At 62.4% G+C, this 287-nt stretch carries 1 protein-coding gene; it reads left to right on the top strand.

Going from position 1 to position 287, the window contains the following annotated elements; translation table 11 throughout:
• Window positions 1-31: 31 nt before the first annotated feature.
• Window positions 32-287 (top strand): EF-hand domain-containing protein (locus tag ACYQ78_RS39445; RefSeq protein ID WP_459806112.1); only part of this gene is annotated, 256 nt, incomplete at its 3' end.

Below are 287 nucleotides of genomic sequence, written 5' to 3'. Positions count from 1 at the left end.
CTTCTGGGCTTTCCACGGCATCTTAACGGAGATGGCCGTGGATTGGTTGTCGCTGCCCCAGCAGCGCTTGTTGTTCCGCAGCCTGGACAGCAACCGCGACGGCCGCATCGACTTAGAGGAGTTGAAGGCCTTGGCGCAGCGCCGGGGGCAGATCGAACTCCTGCGACAGGAGCGGAACGATGCAATGCCAGGGGCCACCTTGGCTGCGGACACAGAGGAATCCAACTCTGAGGATGAAGCTGTGGATGGGCAGGATGGGCAGGATGGGCATGTTGCGGACACGGGGC

It is taken from the genome of Herbidospora sp. RD11066, assembly GCF_054661255.1.
This window is presented reverse-complemented; position numbering and strand designations above follow the sequence as displayed.